The sequence below is a fragment of the Roseburia inulinivorans DSM 16841 genome (assembly GCF_000174195.1).
GTDB classification, from domain to species: Bacteria; Bacillota; Clostridia; order Lachnospirales; family Lachnospiraceae; genus Roseburia; species Roseburia inulinivorans.
The window spans coordinates 30,663-54,927 of sequence record NZ_ACFY01000154.1 but is presented as its reverse complement, the minus strand read 5'-3'; the positions used below and the strand labels follow the sequence as shown (position 1 = coordinate 54,927).

Here is a 24,265-nt window from a genome sequence, read left to right as displayed (position 1 = left end):
TATCGTTATGGCAAAAGATTTACCGGTAACTTTAGATGGAAAAGTGATCTATCACATCAAACTGACAGATTCCTTTCAGGGGCTGGCAGAGGAGTTAAAGCAGCTTGGATATCAGGCTGACCAGAAAATCTGTATTATTTCAGATTCGAATGTTGCAAAACTTTATGCAGAGACTGTGAAAAATATCTTAACAAAAAGCTTTCCACAGATTTTCTGTTATGAATTTCAGGCGGGGGAAGCGAGCAAAAATACAGATACCGTCAATGGTGTTTATGAATTTTTAATACAGAATCATTTTGACCGGCATGATCTTATGATTGCATTAGGCGGAGGCGTTGTAGGTGATCTCACCGGATTTACAGCAGCAACCTACCTGCGCGGCATTGATTTTATCCAGGTACCGACTTCACTTCTTTCCCAGGTTGACAGCAGCATTGGCGGCAAGACCGGTGTTGATTTTATGCAGTATAAGAATATGGTCGGGGCCTTCTATCAGCCGAAACTTGTATATATGAACTTAAATGTTTTAAAAACATTGCCAAAAGACCAGCTTATCTCTGGTTTTGGAGAGATTTTAAAACATGGTCTGATCAGAAACCACGATTATTTTCTGTGGATGAATGAACATGAGAAAGAAATTCTCGCATTAGATTATAACACTCTGGAGGAAATGGTCTATCAGAGCTGTCTGATCAAACGGGATGTGGTTGAACGTGATCCAAAGGAAAAGGGGGAACGTGCGCTGCTTAATTTCGGGCATACCATCGGACATGCTGTGGAGAAGCTTTCGGATTTTGGATTGTCACATGGTGTCTGTGTAGGACTAGGCATGATTGCAGCCTCTTATATTTCCTGTCAACAGGGAAATCTCACGAAAGAGCAGCTTTCTTTTATCGAGGAGACATTAAAGCATTTTGGACTTCTGATCCGTGTATCCGGACAGAATCCGGATGATGTATTAAGAACAACGAAGCTGGATAAAAAAATGGTTGGAAACCAGATTAAGTTTATCCTGTTAAAGACACCGGGAGATGCCTATATTGAAAAAAATCTGACCGATGAACAGATTTTGGAAGGAATATTTTATATTTATGGAAAAGAAAACTAATACTTTAAAAAAAGCACTGACAGGAATCATCCTGTCGGTCATTCTGATCGTGATCGATCAGGTCACAAAATTAATGGCAATCCATGGATTAATGAATCAACAGCCATTCGTGATCTGGGATGGAGTTTTTGAGTTACATTATCTGGAAAACCGTGGAGCTGCATTTGGAATCTTACAGGGAAAGAAGATCTTTTTTTGTGTTTTTTACGCTGATCGTACTCTGTCTGATCGCGTATCTTTACCTGAAACGTATTCCAGACGAGAAAAAGTTCCGTCCGATGGACGGTATCTGTATCCTGTTTTTTGCCGGAGCATTGGGAAACTTTATTGACCGTGTTTTCCGCAATTACGTGGTCGATTTCTTTTATTTTAAACTGATCGATTTTCCGGTTTTTAATGTAGCGGATATATATGTGACAGTCGCAGCGTTTGCAATGATCATTCTCGGATTGTTTTATTATAAAGAGGAGGACTATAATAAAATTTTTCATGATTAACGTTCTGCACAGCAAATATGCAGACCTGCTGAAAAATAAGGATCAGTGATATGCAAAAAGAAACATTTGAAGTAGAATACGAATATGAGGGCGAGCGTCTGGATAAGTATGTAAGTATCCTTTTTCCAGAGCAATCGCGCTCTTTTTTTCAGAAATTAATTAAAGATGGAAATGTCTCTGTCAATGACAAGGTTCAGAAGGCAAATTACCGGCTAAAAACCGAAGATCTGGTGACGGTAGAAATCCCGGATGCTGTAGAGACACAGATTCTTCCGGAAGATATCCCGCTGGACATTCTTTACGAGGATGATGATCTTTTAGTGGTCAATAAACCGAAGGGAATGGTCGTGCACCCATCAGCAGGTCATTACAGTGGCACACTGGTCAATGCGATTATGTATCACTGCAAGGATAGTCTTTCCGGTATCAACGGAGAAATACGTCCGGGAATCGTACACCGTATTGATATGGATACCACAGGCTCTCTGATTGTCTGCAAAAATGATGAGAGTCATGTTTTTATTGCAGAACAGATCAAAGAACACAGTGTAAACCGCAGATACCGGGGAATCGTCTATGGCGTTGTCAGGGATGATGAGGGAACGATCCATGCTCCGATTGGAAGACATCCGGTTGACCGCAAGAAAATGGCCATCAATGAAAAAAATGGAAAAGATGCAATCACACACTATAAAGTCTTAGAGCGTTTTGATAAATATACTTACATGGAATTTAAGTTAGAAACCGGAAGAACGCACCAGATCCGTGTTCACATGGCAAGTATTGGGCACCCATTATTAGGAGATACGCTTTATTCCAATGGAAAAAGTCCCTATAAATTGCAGGGACAGACATTACACGCCATGACCATTGGATTTATTCATCCAGGAACCAGAGAATACATGGAAATCTCTGCACCATTGCCGGAATATTTTGAAAAAATACTACGTGACTTACGTTAAAATACTACGCATTATCTTGATATAAATGGACAAGAAGTTTTTACAGTTACAATATTATGGAAAAATGTTAGAAAATTTAAAATAAATCTTTCCAATTTTTGATAAATACGCTATAATAAAGATAAATAAAAAACTTGCGTAAAGGTGGGATTGATATGGCAAATAAAATATATACGATCGGTAGAGAATTTGGCAGCGGCGGAAGAGAAGTAGGTGAAAAACTTGCTGCAAAGCTTGGTATTAAGCTTTACGATAAAGAACTTTTACAGCAGGCTGCAAAAGACAGCGGATTTTGTGAAGAGATCTTTGAGAACCATGACGAAAAACCGACAAACAGTTTTTTATATTCTTTAGTTATGGATACATATTCTGTCAGTGGTTATTCTGCAGCACCGTTTTTGGATATGCCATTAAATCACAAAGTTTTTCTGGCGCAGTTTGAAACGATCAAGAAAATTGCAGAAAAAGAATCCTGCGTGATTGTCGGACGCTGTGCAGATTATGCATTATCTGATAACCCTGATTGTATCAATATTTTTATTCATGCAGACTTGGATGTACGTATCAAAAATGTCAGCAAGAATCTGAATATTACAGAGAATAAAGCCAGAGATATCATCAATAAGACGGATAAACAGCGTGCAAGCTACTATAACTATTATACAAGCAAGAAATGGGGAGATTCTAAGAGTTATAATCTTTCTCTTGATGCTGGTAAGCTTGGCACTGATAACTGCGTGGAAATGATCCTGAAGTTCAGAGAATTGATGGATGCAATGAAATAAAATGAATCATGAAGTTTATAATCTGAATTGAAATGTGTAATCCCTCATGGAAAACTCCATGAGGGATTTTTGATAAAAAGCCGTTGCGGAACGTTGTCTGAATCTGGGAATGTAATCCTGGGAAACTTATTGAAATAAGCCAACTATTCGTTAAACTCACCCGGTTTTCCGAAAGTCGGAGTAACGTCCGGTGGACGTTGCGCAGACCGTCGTGCAGAGAGGGAGAGAAGAAATGATTCTTCTGTCCCTCTCTTTTTCTGTCTACAGACTGGGTTCAGCATTTCTGACCGACCGAACGGAACAGTCTTGCGGTGGAGACCGGATTCACTCCGGTCGGAACGGGTCGCCAGATTGCGGAAAACTCCAAGTTTAACGAGATAGTTGAGCGACGAGGGTAGAACCGCAACACCGAATACGTGAGAGCAGTTGTAGACAGCGTACTTAAAAACAGCCGATATAGATTATCCCTTTAACCGGACAAATTAAGCTTTTAAACCAACCAGACAAACTTCCTATGTTGACCGCCCGTTAGGGCTTATTATGCGCTTCAAATCGTTAACAGAGGGCTTTGAATCGTAGAACTTTAGCACTGTTAACGACAGAATCGCATATAAAATATATTTAATTGAATACGCAGAATAAACAATTACGGTAAGTTGTATTCCAACTAGACACAATACAATACCATAATCGTTCTTAGTCTGCACCGGCGAAAACCATATTAAGTACCGAGCAGAGACGTACTTTGGAAATGATAAAAGACCAAGGTACATTTTGAGAAAAGAAATATTTGAAAACCCAAGGTACGTGGGTACGTCATACCTCTCAAACCCGCTATTTATAAGGCTTGACCCAAAATAGGGCTTGTGTTTTGGGTCAAGGTACACCAAGGTACGTTTTCGAAATCCAAGGTACATTTTCGGTATCTGACTGCTCAAATCGAAAGAAAAACGAGGTAAATGGTTATGCCAAAAGTGTTTAACATTATGCAGTATTGTAAACATCCGATAACTGGTGAGGTTTTAATTACAGAGGAACAGATTAAAAGTCTTTTCGACCGGAGAACAATAAAGTTACTCGCTTACATTCTCCACGATGAAGAGGATTTCGACGAGGAAGACGAAGAGAACGATTTGAACCGCTGTAAGAAAGAATACGAGAAGTTATCAGAAGAGGAAAAGAAAGAAACGTCTCTCGAAGAATACGTGAAGAAAAACCATTGGAAAAAAGCTGGGGATAAGAAACCACCGCATTTTCATGTGGTTTTCAGAACGGACAGAAATACAGATTTGGAAACAGTTGCGGACTGGCTTGGAATACCGGTTCAGTATGTAGACGGAGCACGATACAGAAAAGGAGAAAGAGACGGACAGCTTACATTCGTGGATTTACTTCGCTATCTTACACACGAATCGGAAAAAGAACAGGCAAAAGGAAAACATCGGTATCCAGACGAGAAAGTCATTGCGAATTTCGATTTCCGGGCAATGATTGATGAAGCTGATATCCGGGAAGCTAGATATGGTAATAAATCTCCTAAAGATTATTATCGCCACAAGGTAGCTTATGAGGGCATGAGTATTTCAGAAGTTATTGCAGAAAATGAAGATGCGTATTTAAAAGATATGACTTTTCTTGATAAATGCCGGTCTAAATACCTTGCAGCTTTTGCCAAAATGCCGGATTTAAGAATAAATATCTATCTGGACGGTGCCGGTGGAATTGGTAAAAACACGGCTTCAAAAGCTATTGCACATGTTTTATATCCAGACATGGAGAAAGCATATTTCGAAGCAGGCGGTGCGAATACAAGTTTTGAGGGGTACGATGGAGAACCAGTTATTATCTGGAACGACTGTAGAAGTACAGACCTGGTTCAGAGATTCGAACGAAACGAGTTATTCGATATTTTAGACCCTCACCCAACAGACGCAAGACATAACATTAAATTCGGTTCTGTCCGTCTTACAAACCCAATTAATATCATCAACGGAATTGAACCTTATAATAAATTCTTAGATGGTCTCGCCGGGGCATATGTAGATAAACGAGGAGTTATGCACAGCGGTGAAGACAGTTCTCAAGCATATAGGCGATTTCCGATTATCATGTGTCTTCGTGAAGATGATTACGATTTATTATTTAATAAAGGTGTATTCAACGGAACAAGAGAATATATGGAGTACATAAGTTATAACGGTTTGGTCGGGTCATTTGCGAAAGTCAGTCAGAGACTTGCAGGACAAGCAAAAGAGGTTGTAATCGTGGATATGACAAAACCAGTCTTAGACAGTGTGATAAAGTTAAAGGATAACGATATTAAAAAGATTGAGGACGTCGAGGACATCCCGGATGAATTTAAAAATTACGGAAAGAAAAAAGAGGATGTTCAGACTTCGGAAGAGAAAGCAAAGAACTGGGTATGGACACCCGGTAAATAAAATCCCCGGGGGTGCGGAATCCCGGAAAAAGGGGTCAAGGGGAATCCCCTTGCGACGAGTACCTTAAGGGGGTCAAGCGTAGCGCAGACCAACTTAAGGTATAAGGAGGTACACCTAAACGAAGTTTATGGGTGTGCGTATACACCATATTTAGGTTATCAAAAACTTAGAACAGAAAGGAAGACCTAAAATTATGGCAAGCACACACTTGGAAAAAATTGGAATCCGAAAATTGAAAATCGTAAAAACTTTACACATGGACAGACATGGAGATGAAAATGACAACCGTAATCACAGCAATGAGAATATAAACCCGGAACTGTCTCCCGGTAATTTCTACGTGGGTTGTAACAGTTATGCAGAAGCTGTTGACAATGCAGAGAAACGACTTAAGGAAGTCGACGCAGTTCTCCCACCAAAGCGTTTAAAAAGGACAGAGTAGAAGCGTTAATGGTAAACATTCCGTGTCCTGAAGAAGTCACAGAACAAGGCAGAACCAAGGAGTTTTTTAACAAGGTCAACGACTGCATGAAAGAATACTTTGGAGAGAAAAACTGGCATGGCATGGAGATTCACGTTGACGAAGTCCATCAGTATTATGACCCTAAACTGCATAAAGAGTGTACATCCTTAGTACACGCACACGGCGTTGCAACTCCATTTGTCGAGGGCAAGGGAGTGAATTGCAAGGCATTTATGACAAAAGCGAATCTGGCAAGAGCAACAAAAGTGGTAGACGATATGTGTCTTAGAGAGTTCGGAGTGTCATTTCGGACGTACAGAGACCCACAACACAAAAGTGTAGAGGAACTCAAAAGCGAAACAAATATAGCTAGAAATGAATTACAGCGTGTCGTAGACACCCAGAACAAAATGATTGACACGAACAGAGAAACGATTATAAAACAGACGGATAAAATGGCAGAAAATCAGATGGAAATGATGGAGTTAGATAGCGAGTTGCAAGACATGCGTTCCGAGAATAACAGTCTCAAAACTGAGAATGAGAATCTCAAAATGGAGAATGAAAGTCTCAGAACTGCGTTGGATTCCAAGACAAAAGATTTTGAGACGGTCAAAAGTAATTACAGTAAATGCTTCAACGAGACTATGAAACTCAAAGGTAAAATTAATAAGCTTTTGAAATCACAGGAAATGGAACTTGAAAATCTGGAAAATCTAACACAGAAAAATGCAGACTTAAAGGATTTTATTGCAAATGAACAAAATCGAATCAACAACGTCACTGATGAATTAGAACTTGATTATGACGATGGTTTTGATTTTGAGCGTTGATAAAAAAGCCGTTGCGGAACGTAGTCTGAACCGGGAATCAAAACCCCCGGGAAAACACATTGAAATAAGCCAACTATTCGTTAAACTTGTGTTTTGCGAATAAATAGATTTACAGAGCCACAATGCTGTCACCAGCGGATGATAAAATAAATATTATAAAATCCTTTGCAGCCATTTGTTTTCAAGGGTTTAACATATTTCAGCAGAATCTAATATGATTGTAAATGGTCCATCGTTTAAAAGCGAAATTTTCATGTCAGCGCCAAAGATTCCCTGTTCAACAACCGGAATTTCTTTTTTGCACTGATCAATGATATATTCGTACATTTGTTTTGCCATATCAGGTTTTCCTGCGTTTGTAAAGGATGGACGGTTTCCTTTCCTGCAGTCTGCATATAATGTAAATTGGGAAATTAACAGCAATTCTCCGTCTACATCATGCAGGGACAGATTTGTTTTTCCATCAGAATCTTCAAAAATACGCATTCCAAGCAGTTTTTTGATCATTTTATCAGCAATCTGTATGGTATCCTGATCTGATATTCCGATAAGGACAAGAAAACCCTTTTGAATGCTTCCGGTGATGTTTTCCTCTACGGTGCAGGATGCGTTTGTAACACGCTGTATTACAAATTTCATGTGTGCGAAATCTCCTTTGATAATGAATTGTACGCAATTTAGTTACATATAAATGTTGTGGGAATTGAATCCTACAGGTTTTGAAAGCCAAATGAGTGATTCATTTGTAATTTGCATACAAATTTATTATAATAGATTTCAGTGTTGAAATACAGTCTTTTATTTTAGAAAGGCAATTAGAAATGGACTTACAACGATTACTGAGTTTAACAAGAAAAGCCATGGACGATTATCAGATGATCCAGGAAGGCGATAAAATTGCAGTTGGAATTTCCGGTGGAAAAGACTCTCTCACTCTTTTGTATGCAATGGCAAATTTGAGGCGGTTTTATCCGAAAATTTTTTCCCTGATCGCAATTACGGTAGACCTGGGTTATGAAGGCTTTGATCTGACACCGGTAAAACTATTATGTGAACATTTACAGGTTGAATATCATATCGTTTCCACTGAAATCACAAAAATCATTTTCAATGACAAAAATGAGGCGTCACCCTGCTCTCTCTGTGCAAAACTCCGCAAAGGTGCACTGAACCAGAAAATTAAGGAATTGGGATGCAATAAGGTTGCCTATGCGCATCATATGGATGATATGATCGAGACGATGGTTTTATCCATGATTTTTGAGGGCAGATTTTACTCTTTTTCCCCGGTCACTTTTTTAGACCGTATGGAATTGACTGTGATCCGGCCAATGATGTATGTATCGGAGGCTGAGGTCAAAGGTTTTCGTAATAAATACAATCTTCCGGTAGTGGAAAATCCGTGTCCTGTCGATGGAGTCACAAAACGTCAATATGCAAAAGATCTGGTACGACAGATCAATCTGGATCACCCGGGTGCTAAAAAGAGAATGTTTACCGCCATTTTGGATGGAAATATTCCCGGCTGGCCAGAAAAAACAGAACACGAAAGAAAGGGACATCAATGAAAGAAAAGGCCTATTATGAAAAAGTAAATGTGAAAAATGAGACATTGCTTCGCAATCTGCTCCAGAAAATGCCGCCGTATTGTAAACAATTTTTTATTGGTATTGAACCTACTACTTCTTCCCGTACCCGGATTGCGTATGCATATGATCTGAATTGTTTTTTTGACTATCTGCATGAAAATAATCCATTATGCTCAAAAAAGGATATCACTGAAATACCTCTGTCTGTTTTGGGCAATTTAGCACCCATGGATATTGAAGAATATCTCTCCTATCTGAAATATTATGAAAAAGATGGTGTGGAACATACAAATGATGAGCGCGGACTAAAACGGAAGCTTGCTTCTCTCCGATCCTTTTACCGGTATTTATATAAAAATGAGATGATCGGACAGGATCCGGCAGTGAAGGTAGATATGCCAAAGATCCATGAAAAAACGATCACGCGGTTAGATATCGATGAAGTTGCAAACCTGCTGGATGAGGTGGAATCAGGGGAAAGTCTCACAGAAAAACAGCAGAAATTCCACGAAAAAACAAAGACAAGAGATCTTGCCATGATGACATTACTGCTTGGAACCGGAATCCGTGTTTCAGAATGTGTCGGTCTTGATATGGATGATGTTGATTTTAAAAATAATGGAATCAAAATTCACCGTAAAGGAGGCGCAGAAGTTGTTGTTTACTTTGGTGAAGAAGTAAGATCTGCCCTGATGGAATATATGGTCGAACGACAGAAAATCACTGCCGCAGATGGCAGTGTAAATGCACTTTTCCTGTCTTTGCAAAACAAGCGGATCAGCGTGCGCTCTGTTGAGAAAATGGTAAATAAGTATTCAAAACTCGTAACAAGCCTAAAACATATTACCCCGCATAAATTGCGCAGTACCTATGGCACATCGCTATACCGCGAAACAGGCGATATTTATCTTGTTGCTGATGTGCTAGGTCATAAAGATGTAAATACCACACGAAAGCACTATGCTGCTATTGATGATGACCGCCGCAGAAGTGCTGCGAAATATGTGAAGCTTCGTGAACCGTAGATAAATGAATTAATATGCCCAGCCTGATTTGTCAATACTGATTTTGTATTGCAAACCTGACTGGGCATTCTTGTGTAACCGGACAAATATCCTTATGCCTGACGCATATAATAAATAACTCCTCCAAAGAATCCGATTCCGATTCCTGCATAGCCTGTAATGATCACTGTCCACTCCACCCATTCAGCACTGTATCCACAGAATACACCTGCGACAAAGCTGAGCAGAAAAGCGATACCTGACCACAATATAATATTCATGATCAAAAAAATATTTGCTTTGCTTTTGTTATCTAATTTTTTTGCATCTACATACTTCCATAATCTCATCATAAACTAATCACCAGACATTCTTTAAATTTTAAAACAATTTTTTGTTTTCTTTAGTATTATTATCTGCCTGATGATATTTGCTTTCTATCAACAATATTTAAATTTTTTGTAAAAGATAGGTAAAACTTATTTTTCCTGTTTTTCAGTGATTTTTAATACATCATTGATCTTTTCATTGATCCGGTCTCTGACTAATGCTGCTATCTCCTGTGTCTTTAAAGAGCCATATTCCTCGAATAAAATAGGCTTTAAGTAATGTACCTGTGTTGTAACCGGTCCAAGCCAGAAACTGTTAAATACACGGTAGGAATCGATCAGAGCTACCGGGATAATCGGCGCTTTGGTTTTCAATGCAATTTTAAAACTGCCGGCTTTAAAGTCACAGACATGATTGCGGTTATTAAAATCATACCCACCCTCCGGGAACAGGATATAACATTTTCCATTCTTAACATCTTCCGATACTTCATTGATAATGGTCAGCGCCTGACGTACATCTTTTTTATCCAGTCGCTTTCCTTCCAACAGATCAATAAACTCTTTTACAAGAATGGTATTGGATTTTTGCCTTATCCATAACGATGGAACAAGGTTTACGGTGTGTGTAAACAATTCCAAGCGCATCATACTTGCCCTGATGATTCGGGTACATCATGTAACCGCCCTCTTTCGGAAGATTCTCCTGTCCATATGCTTTCGTATGAATTCCACCGGTAACTTTCATCAGACGGATGCAATGTCTTGCCAGCTCATAGCGTTCTTCTGCTGAATACTTCTCCGGATGGTCAGCTTCCCTCCGCATCTTTGGAATCATGTAAGGGGCACGGAACAGGTTCAGTAAAATAACATATATAAATCGTAACATAGAACTAAATCTCTCCCAAAATAATTACTGTTTCATCCTATAGCATGAATGGAACATGCTTTACAGTTGAAACAATGACTATTATACCTTATTTCAGGCGAATTGACAACTTGCCGTCACAGGAAGAAAAAACATTGCTTTTCACTCACACCTTGTTCCAGTAATAATTCGCAGCCCTATTTTATTTCCCTGCAATGGCAATACTGCTGTAATATGGGATGGTAAGATATTGTCCCGCATGGATCTCATTCTGAGAAATTTTATTGATAGAGCAGACTTCGTCAATATAGGCATTCATATCACGGTATTCTTCTGTAATATGATCGGATGCGATCGACCATAAAGTATCACCGCTCTGTACTTCAATACTTGTATAATATTTGCAGGAAATCTCAGATGGTGCTGCCTGAGTACGGACCGCACCAGATAAAAATATACAGATGATAGTTGCCAATGCAATGAATGCGACCGAAACTAAAGCTATCTTCTGCCTGCGGACAACGATACGTCTGTTTCTGGATACATCACCAGAATGCATCCGGCTGGATGTATTGCCAGACATCTGACAGGTTCTGCCTGTGATTGTATTGCTCTCATTTCTCATAACGGTACCTCCCTGGATCATCAATTGTAAATCTGTGTTATAAATACCCCGAACACTTGTTACGAACATTTGTTTGCATAACTGTATCTTACTATTCGAACATCTGTTTGTCAATAGAAAAATCGAACAAATTTTCGGAATATATGTTTGCATTTCGATATATGGTATGTTATCATGATTAATAGATAAAGAAGCAGTGGTTAAGAAGCTGCTGGATCATTACAGAAATCCCATATATAAGGAGACAGTTTATGCCAGGTAAGATTAGTGCAAAGCAAAAAGAAATTTTAGAATATATCAAGGGTGAGATTTTAAGCAAAGGTTATCCGCCTGCAGTCCGTGAGATCTGTGAAGCAGTCGATTTAAAGTCTACTTCTTCTGTCCACTCTCACCTTGAAACGTTGGAGAAGAATGGTTATATCCGGAGAGACCCGACCAAGCCAAGAGCAATCGAGATTCTTGATGACGATTTTAACCTTACCAGACGTGAGGTTGTGAACGTACCTATTGTCGGACATGTCGCAGCCGGAGAACCGATCCTTGCAACGGAGAATATTGAGAATTACTTTCCAATCCCAGTTGAATATATGCCGAATGAAGAGACTTTTATGTTAAAAGTAAAAGGAGAAAGTATGATCAACGCCGGTATTTTCAACGGCGATAATGTTCTTGTCAAGAAACAGCCAAACGCCGAGAATGGCGATATTGTAGTGGCATTGGTGGATGATTCCGCAACGGTTAAGACTTTTTACAAAGAAGACGGTTATTACCGCCTGCAGCCTGAGAACGATACGATGGATCCGATCATTGTAAAAGAATGTTCGATTTTAGGAAAAGTGTTTGGCGTATTCCGTTTTCTATAATTTTAACAGAAAATGAAAATCAGCTGACTGGTTGTTTTACAGACAACCAGTCAGCTGATTTTCATCCTTTTGCTTGTATTGATATATACAAAAATTTATCATTTATTTTTATGTTACAAGCCAGGGCTTTATTATTGTTTTTTTATGGGTAAGGAAATAGTCGTGGAAAATCCGTTATTTAATGCACTTGAAATAGATACTGTTCCATTATGAATAGAAATGATTTCTTTCACAAGCAGAAGTCCTAAACCATGTCGTAAATCTAATCTTTCATCTGTACTTTGCAGATAATGAGGTGTTGACTGTATTTTTTGTAATTTTTCTTCTGATATTCCTTTTCCGTTATCACTGATTACCAATATTAAATTGTTTCCATTTACAGCTAAACTGACTGAGATTGTACAACCATTTTCATTATGATTGATACTGTTAGAAATAATATTTTGTATTGCTCGATATAATAATCTTTCATCTCCTATAATAGAGATTTGTTCTGTATTACAGTCTAAATTTAATTCAAAATCAAATTTATTATTTAGATTGTTATTTAGATACTCAACGACAATTTCTCGTATCATTTTACATAAATGAACAGGCGTTTGTTTAACTGGCTGAACATTATAATTTAATTGACTCACAAGGTTCAAATCCTGAACCAAATTTTTAATTTTAACACTTTGGATTTTGATAATATTTGCTTGTTTTCTGGTGTTTTCCCCAACATCTAATGAAGAAGTTATTCTATCTGCATACCCCATAATCATGGAAAGAGGTGTTCGTATATCATGTGAAACGCCACTTATCCAGTTTGCTCTCGCTTTATTTTGTTTGTCTAATTGCAATGATGTTTCGTTAATACGTTTTCCAACATCTTCCAATTCCCCATTTATATTAAGGACAACCGTTTCGCCATGAGATAGCTTATCTAATCCATTGAGAATAGGAGCAACTTTCAGCATTACATTTCGTTTTGATAAATAATATACAATAAACAGAATAGTTACATTTGATACCAACATAATAAACAGAATAATGGGAGTTTTCTGCATTGCTGATAAAGGAAGATAGTTAGTCACAAATTTTGAATAACTGTTCTTTGGATAACCTAATACCAATAAATCATTTTCTTGCTTCCATGTGAATACGGGATAATTTTTGATATACCCCTTAGAAAAGGTGGCAACGTCTTGTAATGAATATTTAAGTGGTATTTCTTCTGGTAGATTGTATTGCCAGATTACATTACCGCTATTATCTATTACAATTCCCCAGATGTTGTTTGTAATTAAATCTTTTTGACACCTATTATTTAATATATATTTTCCATCTTGGATAGTAAGATTATATGAGCAAGTAGCGAATTTCCATATCCAAATGGATTGTCGCCCCATACAGCTTCACAAAGAGCGTCTATTGTTACGATATGGTTAGCATTTCGTACAAGCACTTCTAAAATATCATGTTCTTTTGCAGTAAGAGGTAAAATCTTATCTTCCCATATAACCTGTGCATTAGCTAAATCAATTTTACAATCATGTAATTCTATAAGTGAGCTATCTTCCTTATAACATCTGCGTAATACAGCATTTAGACGAAATATAAGTTCTTTTGGCATAAAGGGTTTTGTTATATAATCGTCAGCTCCCAACCCAAATCCAGAATATTTATCCTGTATATCATCTTTTGCGGTCAAAAATATCACTGGAATATTAGTGAAACTTCTTAGTGTTTCCATAAGTTCAAAACCGTTTCCATCTGGAAGCATGACATCTAATATAGCTATATCCGGTTTTCTCTGTTGACAGATTTCCAAAGCTGTTTTTACACAATCAGCGGTAATAATATTTAAAAAATTTTCATCTTCTAATATGGTTATAAGCATACTTCTTAAACATTCTTCATCATCAACTATCAATATTTTTTTTGATTTTAAGTATGTATCATTCATTTATTTGTCACGCCCTTTTTGCAGTTTATTTATCCCATTATAACATTTAAAAAAAGTTAAACAGTCATTTTCTCATTTGTAAGGTAAATGTAAGGTGGAGAGAATGTGGCTGTAATGTAGGTGTTTTATATTGTGAGTATGAAGAAAGAAGGAGCAAAAATTATGAAAAACATGATTGAAACTAAAAATTTAACAAAAACATACAAAGCGTTTACCGCCGTAGACCATGTATCTTTGCACATTAAGAAAGGTAGTATTTACGGATTTCTCGGTCCAAATGGTGCTGGAAAATCTACAACTATGAAAATGCTTTTGGGATTAACTGCACCTACCGATGGAGAGTTCCAAATAGATAACTTGACTTTTCCGAATGATCGTGTTCAAATTTTGAAAAAAATCGGTTCTTTTATTGAATCCCCGTCATTTTATCCAAACTTAACAGGTAAAGAAAATCTTGATATTATTCGTAGAATTTTAGATCTTCCTGCGTCAAGTGTTGATGAAGCGTTAGAATTAGTAGGATTATCTGAATTTGGTAATCGCTTGGCGAAAAAATATTCTTTAGGAATGAAACAACGTTTAGGGCTTGCTTCCGCTTTGCTTGGAGAACCACCCATTTTAATTTTAGATGAACCAACAAATGGATTAGACCCAGCAGGTATTCACGAAATTCGCAATCTCGTTAAATCACTGCCGAAAAGATATGATTGTACGGTTCTAATCTCATCACACATGCTGTCAGAAATTGAACTGTTAGCTGATGATATTGGTATTTTGAATCATGGAAGATTACTATTTGAGGGAAGTCTTGAAGATTTGAAATTTACAGCACATGAAGCAGGATTTGAAAATGATAATTTAGAAGAAATGTTTTTATCCATGATTGATGAGGATAACACAAACAGAAAGCAGAGGTTAAAATTATGAGAAATTTGACCATAGAATTGAAAAAATGTAAACGCACCGGCATATTGGAAGTTTTACCGATTATTGGACTTCTTGGTGCATTATACGCTTTTGCAAATTTTACAGTTCGCAAAGATGTTTTGCTAAACTTACCGCTTCCACCTATGGATGTTTTGCTGACACAGCTTTACGGAATGATTATGGTTCTTAATATGTTTGGCATTATCGTAGCGACAACTTTAACATATAATATCGAATTTCAAGGAAGTGCAATTAAAAAGATGTATATGCTTCCTTTCAAGACATCATCTATTTTCAAAAATAAATTTTATATATTGTTTGTTTTGCTCGCTGTTTGTATCGTCTTGCAGAACGGAGCTTTGTGTATTATTGGAAATATATTTTTGCCTAGTGGAACTTTTGATTTATTAACACTTGTTAAATATACAGGATATTGCTTTGTTTCAACTTTACCAGTATTAGCATTTATGCTCTTGTTATCATCACGATGTGAAAATATATGGTTTACATTAGGTATTGGCGTAGCAGGATTTTTTAGCGGTATGGCAATGTCGCTTTCAGATATAGCTATATTTCTTATTAACCCATTTGTACTAATGATGAAACCAGCGGTAGCTTCTACTGCTAGTATTGATATGAAAGTTTTAATTTTAGGCTTTGTTGAAACAATCATATTCTTCATGGTTGGCTGGTATTTAGGCAAAATAAAGCATTATGAATAAAGGAGACAATCGTATGTCAATTATTGAATTGTTAAAAATAGAATTTATGAAAGTGAAAAGGTCTATGATTTTACCTTTGCTTTTAATCCCACCTATTTTAGTTGTGGTTTCTGGTGTTTTCAGTATCAGTATGTATATGACACCAGAATATACAAATGCTTGGTCGGCAATGTTTATTCAAAGTGCATTGCTTTTTGGTTATTATTTACTTCCGTTTTCAATGGTAGTTGTATGCGTTATGATTGCTAACAGAGAAACAAAGAATAATGGTATATTAAAAAATGTTTGCTTTACCCATCAGCAAAGGAAAACTTGCCTTAACAAAATTCTTTGTGCTATTGAGCTTTTTAGCAATCCAGTTACTTATCTTTTCTCTCTCATTCGTCATTGCAGGCTTTATTGCTACTAAAATAATGAATGTAACAGAATCTATTCCTGTCCTTTATTTATTAACGTGGACATTAAAATTATTTACGACTATGATTCCAGCTATTTCGTGTATGTGGGCAATTACAATACTGTTTGAAAAACCGATGCTATCTATGGGATTAAACTTACTTCTGATAATTCCGGGGGTTTTGGTTGCTAATACACCTTTATGGATAGTATATCCTTATTGTTATAGTGGTTATGTTGTGTCAAACGCATTACATACAGTAACAGCGACAGACACAGGAAGTACACTATCATTATTTCCGTTTATACCATGTGCTGTAATTATATCGGTCTTTGCAATATGTGTTTCTATTAAATACTTTGGAAGAAAAGAAATGAGCTGATTAACTGGTAAAATGCCAGCTTATGCAGGGACTCTTCCAAAAAGCAAATGCCGATGATCCTTAAAATACAGGATATATCGGCATTTGCTAACTTATGAAAAGATAATTAGAAATTTCATGTATTTTTATTATAAATCACTTACATCCACAACTTTTCCATCTCTCCAGGTTCTCTCGAGATCATAGAAAAGACGGTCTTCTTTTGAGAAGATATGGATAATAATATCACCGTAATCCATTAAGATCCAGGTAGAACTCTGGTTTCCTTCAATCTGCTGGACTTTTACGCCGGCTTTGTATAAGGCTTCATCGGCAGCGTCACGCATTGCCTGGAGCTGATTCTGGTTTGTTCCGTTTGCAATGATAAAATAATCTGCAATCGGAGAAATTTCGCTGATATCAATAACAGTTACATCTTCTGCTTTTCTGTCTTCCAAAGCAGCTACTGCAAGTTTTGTAAGTTCTTTTGATGTCATAAACGATGTTCCTTTCTGTTTAATTATGTAAGTGAAAACCTGTGCACATTTGTGTGCATAGAATTGTCACATAACGTATTGTTTTAGAGCGTTTCTTTGTAATGTTTATAAAATTCATAGGTCATCTGTGTTGTCGGATCAATGTTTCCACCACGCTTTTTCAGATAAACCAGTGTGTCGTGCAATATTTCGGCCATACAGACATCTAAATCATGAAAGGCTAATTCCCTCACGCGATCTAAATTAGCCGCTTTATTGCGGTTTGGTTCGATGTAATCGGCAATATAAATGATCTTGTCTAAAATATTCATATCCGGCTCACCTGTTGTGTGCACTTTAATCGCATGTAAAATCAATGGATCTGTTACATCATATTCTGTTTTGGCAAGCAATGCACCAAGTTTTGCATGAAGCAAAAAGGGATTTTCACGTTCTACGGATGAAATAAGAATGTCGTTCTCTTCACATAGTCTTAATTTTTCATCGTTTGGAATGCATTTTGCACAGTCATGGAGCAGACCGGCAAGCATGGCTTTCTGCATATCATAGCCGTACGCCATAGCGAGGCAGCCTGCGGTGTACATCACACCTTTGGTGTGCTCGTAGCGGTCTTTGTCCTGTACTTTTTTAATTTTTTCGTATTTCTATCAGTTCCATATCGTTATCCTCTGTCAAAAATCTGATCGGAAATGTTTAAAAAAATCATTTCTCATTTTCGTAAAGATGATGTTCTTTTATAAATTGGCTCACTGCATACGGAAGCAGCTGCCCGGTATCTTCCCCTTTTTTATCATCTGGCGGATGTTTCTTGAGGCTGCATCAAAACGGTCACAGGAAAGCGGATAGATCTTTGCATGAAATAACTGTTCGATCGCATGGATTTTCTTTTTGACATCCTCCATATTCCAGTGGTCGCGCACTGCTACTAATACAACTGCCTTTTCACAGATGATCTCCGGATGTTTCCATTCCTCAAAGTAGTCGAGAGAATCTGCACCCATGATAAAATAAAATATCGTATCCGGGTAACGGTTCTTTAATTTTGTGAGTGTCAGATAAGTGTAACTTGTCTCTTCTGCTTCTATCTCTACCGTAGACATTTTAAAATATGGGTATGGTTTTATTGCAAGAGCAACCATCTCGGCGCGGTATTCCGGAAGAGTCATACCGCTTTCGTTTTTGTTCGGAGAATGTCCGGCTGGAATAAACCAGACTTCGTCCAGATCAAAATCTGTGTAGGCTGCCCTGGCAATGGCGAGATGTCCATTGTGTACCGGATCAAAGGAGCCGCCTAAAATACCGATTTTCCTGCCTGATAAATGATTCATGATCGCTGTCCTTTATAGTGTTTTGAAATTTATTTTACAGGTAATTCGTATTTTGAATTCTTTTTTGCCTGACGGAAAAGAATGATTTTTTTACCAATCACTTTCACAACGACAGAATGTGTACGTTCTGCGATGATCTCAGCAATTTCACGAGGGTCATCTGCACAGTTTTTTAATACAGAAATCTTGATGAGCTCGCGTTTTTCCAATGCCTCATCTAAACCATTGATAAGCTCTGGGGTCAGACTTGCCTTTCCAATCTGAAATATAGCGTTCATTGTGCTTGCTTCGCTTCCTAAATAAGCGCGCTGTTTGCTTGTAAGATTCATATTGCCAATTCCTTTCTTTTATTTGTAATATTCAAAGGCATGTCCGTACATCTTCACGGTGTCGCCTTCCTGGATTCCATGTTCTTCGAGATTGTCTAAAATGCCCTGTTCTTTTAAGAAACGCTGGAAGAACAGGAAACCTTTCTCAGATTCGATATTCGTGTAACCGAGCATTTTTTCAATCTTAGGGCCTTCCACAACGAAAGTCTCATCATCCTCCATTGTGATCGTGTAAGGGTCATCCCGGAAGAAACGTAATGCCGGATCGTATTCCTGCTCGTAAATGACAGGTTCTCTGCCACATGTTTCCAAAAGCTGGCTCACATGGTATAAAAGTTCCTTCAGTCCCTGACCGCTGACTGCAGAAATCGGGAATACTTTAATTCCGTCTTTCTCGAATTCATCTTTTAATGCTTTAATGATCTCGTTTTCATCGCCATAGATGGAATCAATTTTATTTGCTGCAATGACCTGCGGTTTTTTCAAAAGTTCCGGATCATAAGCGGCAAGTTCTTTGTCAATTGCTTTGATGTCGGCAATCGGATCACGCCCTTCGGTTCCGGCGGCATCCACAACATGGATCATGACTCTGGTACGCTCGATATGACGTAAAAACTCAAGTCCAAGTCCAACACCCTCAGAAGCTCCCTCAATCAGCCCCGGAATATCGGCAATGACAAAACCTTTGGCACCATCTAAGTCAACAACACCAAGATTTGGCTGTAATGTTGTAAAATGATAATTGGCGATTTTAGGCTGTGCATTGGTCACGCGGGATAAAAGCGTTGATTTTCCGACATTTGGAAAACCCACAAGCCCTACATCAGCAATTACCTTTAACTCTAATTTTACTTCTATCTCAATTCCTTCACCACCTGGCTGTGCGTATTTCGGTGCCTGCATGGTGGCTGTTGCATAGTGGGAATTTCCCTGTCCGCCGCGGCCCCCTTTTAAGATCACCTGACGTTTGTTGTCACCGGACATATCGGCAATGACCTTGTCTGATTCCGCATCTTTGATGACAGTTCCTGCCGGAACTTTTAAGATCAGATCAGCGCCATCTTTCCCATGACATTTCTTTTTGCCGCCTTCTTCACCGTTTTCAGCAGCAAATTTACGTCTGTGGCGAAAGTCTGTCAGCGTATTCAATCCCTCATCGACAACAAAAATAACATCGCCACCGCGGCCGCCGTCTCCGCCGTCCGGACCGCCATTTGGAACATATTTTTCACGGCGGAAACTGACATGTCCATTTCCACCTTTTCCTGATTTTATGATAATTGTTGCTCTGTCTGCAAACATGATTTTCTCCTTTAAGCGGACAGTTAGTCTGCCCTTTCCGAATGTCAAAACAATAAGAACCCGGCTATCTATACAAATAGTCGGGTCCATTGTTCATCTTATTATTCAGCTACTGGATAAACGGAAGCCTGTTTCTTATCTCTTCCTTTTCTCTCGAATCTTAAGATACCATCTGTTAAAGCGAATAATGTGTCATCTCCACCGATTCCTACATTAACACCTGGATGAATCTTTGTTCCACGCTGTCTGTAAATAATGTTACCAGCTTTGACAAACTGTCCGTCTGCTCTCTTAGCACCTAATCTCTTAGATTCAGAGTCACGGCCGTTCTTTGTAGAACCAACACCCTTTTTATGAGCGAAAAACTGAAGGTTCATATTCATCATGTCTTACACCTCCTTGAATGTTAGAATGATATAATCATTTCCATAAGTATTTTGTATTCCTTGCAAGCCTAAAACCAGGGATTTCATGAGCAAATCAGCATCATGACCTGCCGGAGCATCAAACCTGAGTGTGATCATTCCGGTCTCTTCATCAGAATCTGTAGAAAATTTCTCCTTCGTGTAAACACCAAGGGTATTGATCGTGTTGATCACCAGTGCAGAAATTCCCGCACATACAATGTCTTCACCTTCTTCTGCATATCCTGCATGTCCAAGACAGTCAAAACCTAAAAATGCCTGATCCCGGTTTCTGAAAATCGTTATCTTAGTCATAACAATCTTCCTATCGATTACGCATTAATTTTTTCAATCTTAACCTGTGTAAACGCCTGTCTGTGGCCATTTTTCTTGTGATAACCGGTTTTTCTCTTATACTTGTAAACGATAACTTTCTTACCTCTGCCTTCTTTAACTACAGAAGCTTCTACAGTTGCGTTAGCTACGTCTGCTCCAACTTTCATTCCGTTGTCAGAAACTGCTAATACCTGATCAAAAGTTACTTTCTCACCAGCTTCAACACCAAGTTTTTCAATGGTAATGATATCACCTTCGGAAACTTTATACTGTTTACCACCTGTTGCGATAATTGCGTACATATGGCACCTCCTATTATCATTACTCGCCAGTTATGGTTTCTGCAAATACGCAGAATTTGAGACCTCACTGTGCGGCATACTTCGTTACTATAGCATAACAATTGAATTACGTCAACTGGTTTTTTGAAATTTTTCTAACCTTTTTAGTTAAAACCTATTTTTATAATAATAATTTTTATTCACATACATCTTCTCATCTGCAACTGACAAATTCCTTTCAATGTCCTTTGCATGTTCTAACCAGACACTTCCAATGGAAGCCGAACATTCAGCCGTCCATAGCTTTGAAAGCTTTTGCAGCTTATTTTGAAAGTCTGTCTCGCTTTTATCGAATGACAGAATGATAAATTCGTCCCCACCAAAACGGTAACAGCCTGCCTCCTGGAATATGGTTATGATTTTTTTTCGCAATTGCTGCGAGCAGCTCATCTCCTGCTTCATGTCCCAGATTGTCATTGATTTTTTTTTAGACCATTCACATCTGCAAAAGCGATGCCAACCGGCTGGTTACACATCTCCTCGTCACATTCGATGATTGCAATATCTTTGTAATATGCCTTACGGGTTTTGAATCCCGTTAATGCATCCCGCTCTAATTCAGATATCTGCGAATTAATCTCTATGTATTGCTGTAAAGATTTTATATGGTTTTCTTTCGAATATTCAATAATCCGGTCTTTATAATAGTTTTTCGCCTCTAATGCCTCTAAAATCGCGTCTTTGTCCATTTTACCAACAGCGTATACATATATTAATTCTGCAAATTCAAGTCCAACCTTGATTTCATCCGGATATTTTTCCATATACTGATTCATGGATCGTAAAATGTGGTTCATAAGGTTATCATCACAAGAATCTCTTCCACACTCAAACAGTTCCCGGCAGGCATCCATAAATTCAGCCGCGTACATTTCATCCATTTTTGAAAGGATCTGTTTTTTGTAAGTCTCATATTTTTCTGGCTGTTCCAATTTATAATAAAGTGTTGCTGCACAGCGGGTGACATCATCCGGAACGATTGTATCTGCATGATATTGGCTCACTCCAAGTTCAAACGCCTTTAAAGCCTCTGTTAAACGGTTCAGTTTCTGAAGTGAAATAGATTTATTGATATAGATATAAGCACCCATTTCCTCATCACAGTCTTTCAGGACGTCTTCTGCGAGCGCAAGACTTTTAAGTGCTTCCTCATAGTTTTGTTCCTCAATGTAGGTCAATGCAATATTATTATACTCAAATGCATAATAGTATTTTTCATCATTTTCCATGGCAATTTTTAATGCCGTTTCATAGAAAAAACGGGAAACATTATATTCTGTCTCGCAATGTGTTGCCACACCTATCAGGTTAAAACAGGACAATAACTTAGGGGTATACGGATAGCTTTGATAGTCCACTATGATTGGTTCTATAATCTCTATGGTTTTTCTGAAATTTCCTTCCTGATAAAATAGCTGCCCATAATAAAAACTTGCAAGTATGCGCACTTCGGTTTTGTCGTATTTCTTTTTCAATAGCTGTTCATAAAAATTTTTCTGCTCCGCAATAGACAGTTTTTTGATTTGCTGTTGTCTGGTTAAAAAATCGTTATAATTCATATTCAACATTCCTCATTTATCTTTCGAATCACACGGCATGGATTTCCAACCGCAACACAATTGGCCGGAATATCTTTTGTCACAACACTTCCTGCACCTATTGTTCCCATACTGCCCAAAAGCTGCTTTAATACTTCTGCTTTTTCTTCCTTTTGATTATAAGAAAACTCCTTACAAAATTTATCTTTTGGAAGATTCACTTCTTATTTACAAAATTCCCTAATTCAAATAATATCATATCATATTAGACACAAGATTAGTACAATAAAATGAAATATCTGCATATGTAGATATTTATACTAATGTTAACTAGCTTTTACAAATAAATGTCAACTTCTATAAGTGAGCATGTTGACAATTAACCATACTTCGTGCTACTTTAAAAACAATTGAATTTAGAAACTTGTGAATTCATACCGTAACTTATTTGAATTTTGTAAACGTAACAAAGGAGTACAAAAATGACAACACAACCAAAGACAACCGAAGCCGAAAATCCATATCTTACCAGAGAGGAGGCTCTTGCAATTTTAAATACACCGGATGATCAGTTGGATGAGCTGATTGCACGCGCTGAGAAACTGCGCCGCAAATACAAAGGAGACAATGTCGGAATCCACATTCTGACAAACGCAAGAAGCGGCAACTGCTCACAGGACTGTGCTTACTGCGCACAATCCTGCCGTTCATCAGCCGATATTGAGAAATATAAATGGGTTTCCGATGAGAAACTTTACCGCGACAATGATTTTGTAAATAAAAATCATCTCGCAAGACACTGTATCGGATTGAGCGGCATGAAATTCACAGACGCCGAGATTGAAGAACTCGCTGCAAAAATCCGTAAAATGAAAGAAACCGGAACACACCTCTGCTGTTCCATCGGATTTTTGACTGAAAAACAGGCGCGCATGTTAAAAGAGGCAGGACTTGACCGTATTAACCATAACTTAAACAGCAGCCGTGCATTTTATCCGAACATCTGCTCTACGCATACGTTTGACCAGCGTGTCGCAAATATCAAAATGCTGCAGGGATTGGGTTATGAAATCTGCAGTGGTGGGATCATTGGTATGGGGGAAAGCAAAGAGGATGTTGTTGATATGCTGTTAGAACTCCGTGAAATTAACCCGGAAGCAATCCCGATCAACTTTTTGCTGCCAATTGAGGGAACACCTTTAGCACACAAAGATACCTCAGGCTTAACCCCTGAATATGGTCTTAAGGTTCTCGCCCTTGCAAGGCTTCTTGTTCCACAGGCAGACATCCGCTGTGCTGCCGGACGTGAGGTTTACTTTAAAGGTGAAGAAAAACGTTTATTGTCCGTTGTAAACTCTATTTTTGCATCCGGTTATCTCACTGAGGATGGTCAGGGAATCGAGGATACCATCAGGGTGATCGAGGACGCCGGATTTACGTATGAGATTGAATCTGCATAAATCTATTA

Annotated in this window: 29 protein-coding genes and 3 pseudogenes; 14 read left to right on the top strand and 18 right to left on the bottom strand. The window is 38.1% G+C overall.

The features are described 5' to 3' along the window. Positions 1-7 precede the first annotated feature (7 nt). The 7 genes and pseudogenes from aroB to ROSEINA2194_RS16290 all read left to right on the top strand — a co-directional run bounded on the left by aroB (position 8) and on the right by ROSEINA2194_RS16290 (position 7,089). Entirely contained in the window at positions 8-1,108 is a 1,101-nt protein-coding gene (gene aroB, locus ROSEINA2194_RS16320; RefSeq protein ID WP_044928584.1) for a 3-dehydroquinate synthase, read from the top strand. After that, positions 1,092-1,605: pseudogene (lspA, locus tag ROSEINA2194_RS16315) on the top strand (signal peptidase II). Before aroB ends, lspA begins: the two are co-directional and overlap by 17 nt. A 50-nt stretch (positions 1,606-1,655) precedes the next feature. Beyond that, the gene (locus ROSEINA2194_RS16310) at positions 1,656-2,567 is read left to right on the top strand and encodes an RluA family pseudouridine synthase (protein WP_007889998.1); all 912 of its coding nucleotides are present in this window, start codon (positions 1,656-1,658) and stop codon (positions 2,565-2,567) included. Positions 2,568-2,722: 155 nt separating this feature from the next. Beyond that, positions 2,723-3,352, top strand: coding sequence for a cytidylate kinase-like family protein (locus ROSEINA2194_RS16305; RefSeq protein WP_007889995.1), 630 nt, complete (start codon positions 2,723-2,725; stop codon positions 3,350-3,352). Between the two features lie 965 nt (positions 3,353-4,317). Then, positions 4,318-5,793 (top strand): P-loop NTPase family protein, encoded by a 1,476-nt coding sequence (locus ROSEINA2194_RS16300; protein ID WP_172727157.1) that lies wholly within the window; start codon positions 4,318-4,320, stop codon positions 5,791-5,793. A gap of 193 nt (positions 5,794-5,986) precedes the next feature. Next, positions 5,987-6,235: a hypothetical protein gene (locus ROSEINA2194_RS16295; protein ID WP_007889991.1), complete on the top strand. Its 249-nt coding sequence runs from the start codon at positions 5,987-5,989 to the stop codon at positions 6,233-6,235. An 8-nt stretch (positions 6,236-6,243) separates the two neighbouring features. Then, positions 6,244-7,089 (top strand): plasmid recombination protein, encoded by an 846-nt coding sequence (locus ROSEINA2194_RS16290; protein WP_007889986.1) that lies wholly within the window; start codon positions 6,244-6,246, stop codon positions 7,087-7,089. Positions 7,090-7,278: 189 nt separating this feature from the next. Here ROSEINA2194_RS16290 and dtd read toward each other — a convergent pair whose 3' ends face one another. Continuing rightward, positions 7,279-7,728 (bottom strand): D-aminoacyl-tRNA deacylase, encoded by a 450-nt coding sequence (gene dtd / locus ROSEINA2194_RS16285; protein ID WP_007889984.1) that lies wholly within the window; start codon positions 7,726-7,728, stop codon positions 7,279-7,281. 182 nt (positions 7,729-7,910) lie between these two features. On the opposite strand from dtd, the gene ROSEINA2194_RS16280 reads away from it, so the two are divergent. Then, the gene (locus ROSEINA2194_RS16280; RefSeq protein WP_007889983.1) at positions 7,911-8,657 is read left to right on the top strand and encodes a tRNA 2-thiocytidine(32) synthetase TtcA; all 747 of its coding nucleotides are present in this window, start codon (positions 7,911-7,913) and stop codon (positions 8,655-8,657) included. Then, entirely contained in the window at positions 8,654-9,703 is a 1,050-nt protein-coding gene (locus ROSEINA2194_RS16275; protein ID WP_007889982.1) for a tyrosine-type recombinase/integrase, read from the top strand. The genes ROSEINA2194_RS16280 and ROSEINA2194_RS16275 overlap by 4 nt, the downstream gene beginning before the upstream one ends. Positions 9,704-9,795: 92 nt before the next feature. On the opposite strand, the gene ROSEINA2194_RS16270 is transcribed toward ROSEINA2194_RS16275, so the two are convergent. From ROSEINA2194_RS16270 to ROSEINA2194_RS21360, 4 genes are all read right to left on the bottom strand, one after another. Continuing rightward, a complete protein-coding gene (locus ROSEINA2194_RS16270; RefSeq protein ID WP_007889981.1) occupies positions 9,796-10,035 on the bottom strand; it encodes a hypothetical protein in 240 nt (79 codons plus the stop codon). Positions 10,036-10,161: 126 nt separating this feature from the next. Further along, positions 10,162-10,560 (bottom strand): lysophospholipid acyltransferase family protein, encoded by a 399-nt coding sequence (locus ROSEINA2194_RS22305; protein WP_007889980.1) that lies wholly within the window; start codon positions 10,558-10,560, stop codon positions 10,162-10,164. A 4-nt stretch (positions 10,561-10,564) separates the two neighbouring features. Then, positions 10,565-10,900, bottom strand: coding sequence for a lysophospholipid acyltransferase family protein (locus ROSEINA2194_RS22300; RefSeq protein WP_007889979.1), 336 nt, complete (start codon positions 10,898-10,900; stop codon positions 10,565-10,567). Between the two features lie 181 nt (positions 10,901-11,081). After that, on the bottom strand, positions 11,082-11,504 hold the full coding sequence (locus ROSEINA2194_RS21360; RefSeq protein ID WP_049888001.1) for a LysM peptidoglycan-binding domain-containing protein: 423 nt from the start codon (positions 11,502-11,504) through the stop codon (positions 11,082-11,084). Positions 11,505-11,755: 251 nt separating this feature from the next. On the opposite strand from ROSEINA2194_RS21360, the gene lexA reads away from it, so the two are divergent. Next, the gene (gene lexA / locus ROSEINA2194_RS16255; RefSeq protein WP_007889977.1) at positions 11,756-12,367 is read left to right on the top strand and encodes a transcriptional repressor LexA; all 612 of its coding nucleotides are present in this window, start codon (positions 11,756-11,758) and stop codon (positions 12,365-12,367) included. 131 nt (positions 12,368-12,498) lie between these two features. Here lexA and ROSEINA2194_RS16250 read toward each other — a convergent pair whose 3' ends face one another. Both ROSEINA2194_RS16250 and ROSEINA2194_RS16245 read right to left on the bottom strand, forming a co-directional pair. Beyond that, complete coding sequence (locus ROSEINA2194_RS16250) at positions 12,499-13,758, bottom strand: sensor histidine kinase (RefSeq protein ID WP_227970684.1); 1,260 nt, start codon at positions 13,756-13,758, stop codon at positions 12,499-12,501. After that, entirely contained in the window at positions 13,677-14,315 is a 639-nt protein-coding gene (locus tag ROSEINA2194_RS16245; RefSeq protein ID WP_007889975.1) for a response regulator transcription factor, read from the bottom strand. Before ROSEINA2194_RS16245 ends, ROSEINA2194_RS16250 begins: the two co-directional genes overlap by 82 nt. Before the next feature lie 162 nt (positions 14,316-14,477). On the opposite strand from ROSEINA2194_RS16245, the gene ROSEINA2194_RS16240 reads away from it, so the two are divergent. The 3 genes and pseudogenes from ROSEINA2194_RS16240 to ROSEINA2194_RS23810 all read left to right on the top strand — a co-directional run bounded on the left by ROSEINA2194_RS16240 (position 14,478) and on the right by ROSEINA2194_RS23810 (position 16,743). Next, positions 14,478-15,242 carry an ABC transporter ATP-binding protein gene (locus tag ROSEINA2194_RS16240; protein ID WP_044928600.1) on the top strand — a complete coding sequence of 255 codons (765 nt, stop codon included), beginning with the start codon at positions 14,478-14,480 and terminating at the stop codon, positions 15,240-15,242. Further along, positions 15,239-15,964: an ABC transporter permease gene (locus tag ROSEINA2194_RS16235; protein WP_007889973.1), complete on the top strand. Its 726-nt coding sequence runs from the start codon at positions 15,239-15,241 to the stop codon at positions 15,962-15,964. The genes ROSEINA2194_RS16240 and ROSEINA2194_RS16235 overlap by 4 nt, the downstream gene beginning before the upstream one ends. Before the next feature lie 13 nt (positions 15,965-15,977). Further along, positions 15,978-16,743 (top strand): annotated as a pseudogene (locus ROSEINA2194_RS23810) (ABC transporter permease). Positions 16,744-16,871: 128 nt separating this feature from the next. Here the strand turns inward: ROSEINA2194_RS23810 and rsfS are convergent. The 11 genes and pseudogenes from rsfS to ROSEINA2194_RS23670 all read right to left on the bottom strand — a co-directional run. Beyond that, positions 16,872-17,219 carry a ribosome silencing factor gene (gene rsfS, locus ROSEINA2194_RS16225; RefSeq protein WP_007889967.1) on the bottom strand — a complete coding sequence of 116 codons (348 nt, stop codon included), beginning with the start codon at positions 17,217-17,219 and terminating at the stop codon, positions 16,872-16,874. Positions 17,220-17,302: 83 nt separating this feature from the next. After that, positions 17,303-17,803, bottom strand: coding sequence for a bis(5'-nucleosyl)-tetraphosphatase (symmetrical) YqeK (gene yqeK / locus ROSEINA2194_RS16220; RefSeq protein ID WP_007889965.1), 501 nt, complete (start codon positions 17,801-17,803; stop codon positions 17,303-17,305). A 162-nt stretch (positions 17,804-17,965) separates the two neighbouring features. Beyond that, positions 17,966-18,547, bottom strand: coding sequence for a nicotinate-nucleotide adenylyltransferase (nadD, locus tag ROSEINA2194_RS16215; protein WP_007889955.1), 582 nt, complete (start codon positions 18,545-18,547; stop codon positions 17,966-17,968). Positions 18,548-18,576: 29 nt separating this feature from the next. Continuing rightward, positions 18,577-18,876 carry a ribosome assembly RNA-binding protein YhbY gene (gene yhbY, locus ROSEINA2194_RS16210; RefSeq protein WP_007889951.1) on the bottom strand — a complete coding sequence of 100 codons (300 nt, stop codon included), beginning with the start codon at positions 18,874-18,876 and terminating at the stop codon, positions 18,577-18,579. An 18-nt stretch (positions 18,877-18,894) separates the two neighbouring features. Then, positions 18,895-20,178 carry a GTPase ObgE gene (gene obgE / locus ROSEINA2194_RS16205; RefSeq protein WP_044928580.1) on the bottom strand — a complete coding sequence of 428 codons (1,284 nt, stop codon included), beginning with the start codon at positions 20,176-20,178 and terminating at the stop codon, positions 18,895-18,897. Positions 20,179-20,279: 101 nt separating this feature from the next. Continuing rightward, complete coding sequence (gene rpmA, locus ROSEINA2194_RS16200) at positions 20,280-20,564, bottom strand: 50S ribosomal protein L27 (RefSeq protein ID WP_007889948.1); 285 nt, start codon at positions 20,562-20,564, stop codon at positions 20,280-20,282. A gap of 3 nt (positions 20,565-20,567) precedes the next feature. Continuing rightward, on the bottom strand, positions 20,568-20,897 hold the full coding sequence (locus ROSEINA2194_RS16195; RefSeq protein WP_007889947.1) for a ribosomal-processing cysteine protease Prp: 330 nt from the start codon (positions 20,895-20,897) through the stop codon (positions 20,568-20,570). Positions 20,898-20,914: 17 nt separating this feature from the next. Continuing rightward, entirely contained in the window at positions 20,915-21,220 is a 306-nt protein-coding gene (gene rplU, locus ROSEINA2194_RS16190; RefSeq protein WP_007889946.1) for a 50S ribosomal protein L21, read from the bottom strand. A gap of 147 nt (positions 21,221-21,367) precedes the next feature. Next, positions 21,368-21,676, bottom strand: a complete 309-nt coding sequence (locus ROSEINA2194_RS16185; RefSeq protein ID WP_007889945.1) for a diguanylate cyclase domain-containing protein — start codon at positions 21,674-21,676, stop codon at positions 21,368-21,370. Beyond that, positions 21,673-22,818 (bottom strand): hypothetical protein, encoded by a 1,146-nt coding sequence (locus ROSEINA2194_RS16180; protein WP_044928577.1) that lies wholly within the window; start codon positions 22,816-22,818, stop codon positions 21,673-21,675. Before ROSEINA2194_RS16180 ends, ROSEINA2194_RS16185 begins: the two co-directional genes overlap by 4 nt. Positions 22,819-22,820: 2 nt before the next feature. Next, positions 22,821-22,925, bottom strand: a pseudogene (locus ROSEINA2194_RS23670) (sugar O-acetyltransferase); the annotation flags it as partial. A gap of 354 nt (positions 22,926-23,279) precedes the next feature. Here ROSEINA2194_RS23670 and bioB point away from each other — a divergent pair. Next, on the top strand, positions 23,280-24,257 hold the full coding sequence (gene bioB / locus ROSEINA2194_RS16170; protein WP_007889942.1) for a biotin synthase BioB: 978 nt from the start codon (positions 23,280-23,282) through the stop codon (positions 24,255-24,257). Positions 24,258-24,265 lie beyond the last annotated feature (8 nt).

What these genes read in the sequence shown, in the direction of transcription:
- aroB (WP_044928584.1), top strand. Translation starts at nt 8, where the DNA reads ATGGCAAAAGATTTACCGGTAACTTTAGATGGAAAAGTGATCTATCAC.
- ROSEINA2194_RS16310 (WP_007889998.1), top strand. Translation starts at nt 1,656, where the DNA reads ATGCAAAAAGAAACATTTGAAGTAGAATACGAATATGAGGGCGAGCGT.
- ROSEINA2194_RS16305 (WP_007889995.1), top strand. Translation starts at nt 2,723, where the DNA reads ATGGCAAATAAAATATATACGATCGGTAGAGAATTTGGCAGCGGCGGA.
- ROSEINA2194_RS16300 (WP_172727157.1), top strand. Translation starts at nt 4,318, where the DNA reads ATGCCAAAAGTGTTTAACATTATGCAGTATTGTAAACATCCGATAACT.
- ROSEINA2194_RS16295 (WP_007889991.1), top strand. Translation starts at nt 5,987, where the DNA reads ATGGCAAGCACACACTTGGAAAAAATTGGAATCCGAAAATTGAAAATC.
- ROSEINA2194_RS16290 (WP_007889986.1), top strand. Translation starts at nt 6,244, where the DNA reads ATGGTAAACATTCCGTGTCCTGAAGAAGTCACAGAACAAGGCAGAACC.
- dtd (WP_007889984.1), bottom strand. Translation starts at nt 7,728, where the DNA reads ATGAAATTTGTAATACAGCGTGTTACAAACGCATCCTGCACCGTAGAG.
- ROSEINA2194_RS16280 (WP_007889983.1), top strand. Translation starts at nt 7,911, where the DNA reads ATGGACTTACAACGATTACTGAGTTTAACAAGAAAAGCCATGGACGAT.
- ROSEINA2194_RS16275 (WP_007889982.1), top strand. Translation starts at nt 8,654, where the DNA reads ATGAAAGAAAAGGCCTATTATGAAAAAGTAAATGTGAAAAATGAGACA.
- ROSEINA2194_RS16270 (WP_007889981.1), bottom strand. Translation starts at nt 10,035, where the DNA reads ATGATGAGATTATGGAAGTATGTAGATGCAAAAAAATTAGATAACAAA.
- ROSEINA2194_RS22300 (WP_007889979.1), bottom strand. Translation starts at nt 10,900, where the DNA reads ATGTTACGATTTATATATGTTATTTTACTGAACCTGTTCCGTGCCCCT.
- ROSEINA2194_RS21360 (WP_049888001.1), bottom strand. Translation starts at nt 11,504, where the DNA reads ATGAGAAATGAGAGCAATACAATCACAGGCAGAACCTGTCAGATGTCT.
- lexA (WP_007889977.1), top strand. Translation starts at nt 11,756, where the DNA reads ATGCCAGGTAAGATTAGTGCAAAGCAAAAAGAAATTTTAGAATATATC.
- ROSEINA2194_RS16250 (WP_227970684.1), bottom strand. Translation starts at nt 13,758, where the DNA reads ATGGGGCGACAATCCATTTGGATATGGAAATTCGCTACTTGCTCATAT.
- ROSEINA2194_RS16245 (WP_007889975.1), bottom strand. Translation starts at nt 14,315, where the DNA reads ATGAATGATACATACTTAAAATCAAAAAAAATATTGATAGTTGATGAT.
- ROSEINA2194_RS16240 (WP_044928600.1), top strand. Translation starts at nt 14,478, where the DNA reads ATGAAAAACATGATTGAAACTAAAAATTTAACAAAAACATACAAAGCG.
- ROSEINA2194_RS16235 (WP_007889973.1), top strand. Translation starts at nt 15,239, where the DNA reads ATGAGAAATTTGACCATAGAATTGAAAAAATGTAAACGCACCGGCATA.
- rsfS (WP_007889967.1), bottom strand. Translation starts at nt 17,219, where the DNA reads ATGACATCAAAAGAACTTACAAAACTTGCAGTAGCTGCTTTGGAAGAC.
- yqeK (WP_007889965.1), bottom strand. Translation starts at nt 17,803, where the DNA reads ATGTACACCGCAGGCTGCCTCGCTATGGCGTACGGCTATGATATGCAG.
- nadD (WP_007889955.1), bottom strand. Translation starts at nt 18,547, where the DNA reads ATGAATCATTTATCAGGCAGGAAAATCGGTATTTTAGGCGGCTCCTTT.
- yhbY (WP_007889951.1), bottom strand. Translation starts at nt 18,876, where the DNA reads ATGAATCTTACAAGCAAACAGCGCGCTTATTTAGGAAGCGAAGCAAGC.
- obgE (WP_044928580.1), bottom strand. Translation starts at nt 20,178, where the DNA reads ATGTTTGCAGACAGAGCAACAATTATCATAAAATCAGGAAAAGGTGGA.
- rpmA (WP_007889948.1), bottom strand. Translation starts at nt 20,564, where the DNA reads ATGATGAATATGAACCTTCAGTTTTTCGCTCATAAAAAGGGTGTTGGT.
- ROSEINA2194_RS16195 (WP_007889947.1), bottom strand. Translation starts at nt 20,897, where the DNA reads ATGACTAAGATAACGATTTTCAGAAACCGGGATCAGGCATTTTTAGGT.
- rplU (WP_007889946.1), bottom strand. Translation starts at nt 21,220, where the DNA reads ATGTACGCAATTATCGCAACAGGTGGTAAACAGTATAAAGTTTCCGAA.
- ROSEINA2194_RS16185 (WP_007889945.1), bottom strand. Translation starts at nt 21,676, where the DNA reads ATGACAATCTGGGACATGAAGCAGGAGATGAGCTGCTCGCAGCAATTG.
- ROSEINA2194_RS16180 (WP_044928577.1), bottom strand. Translation starts at nt 22,818, where the DNA reads ATGAATTATAACGATTTTTTAACCAGACAACAGCAAATCAAAAAACTG.
- bioB (WP_007889942.1), top strand. Translation starts at nt 23,280, where the DNA reads ATGACAACACAACCAAAGACAACCGAAGCCGAAAATCCATATCTTACC.